Raw genomic sequence first — 636 nt, forward strand, 5'->3', positions numbered from 1 at the left:
GGGCCATCGATTCCGTTGCCTGCGAGGCAGGGTCGCTGACCGTGGACCTGTCCGTCCCCGGCGGCGAGCACCTGCTGCACGGTGAGGCCAAGTACTCGGTGCGGCGCGAGGTGCGGCCGCCGATCACGATTCCACTGGTCGATCCTCGCGCACAGGTGCATCACTGATGCATGCGCCGACCGCCCGGTAGCGCTTCGGGCACACGCCCCGCGCTCAGACCACCGGTGCCCGGTTGATGTCGGAGACGTCGGCGCCGGCCTCCTCGAGCCGCCGGAACAGCGCGTCCGGGCCGCTGTTCGACGCGAAGTCGAGTTCGCTGTCGCTGATCGGCACGGCCTGCAGCCAGGTGGTGACACCGTCGTCGTCCTCGACCAGGATCTCGAGGTCCGGCCAGATGAACGGGGCCACCAGCAGGGCGTGTCGCATCGCGGCGTCGGGGTCCACCTCGCGGACCGCGTTGGGGATGATGCAGTTCGGTGTCACGTGGAACGAGCCTGTCGCGATCGCGAAGGCGCAGCGGGCCAGCACGTCCGCGAGCGGGCGGTAGTCGGCGCGGCCGACGGTGACCAGCTCGGTGCGGATCTGGGAGCCGTCGTCGGTGGTCACGTTGGTGGGGAAGCGTGCCATGTCCAGGGT

General features: G+C 70.1%; 1 protein-coding gene. It reads right to left on the bottom strand.

Going from position 1 to position 636, the window contains the following annotated elements; all coding sequences use genetic code 11:
- Window positions 1-213: 213 nt before the first annotated feature.
- A partial coding sequence (locus AC1DYG_RS18780; RefSeq protein WP_477641387.1) for a suppressor of fused domain protein occupies window positions 214-636 on the bottom strand: 423 nt, incomplete at its 5' end.

It is taken from the genome of Pedococcus sp. P1_H8, assembly GCF_056405175.1.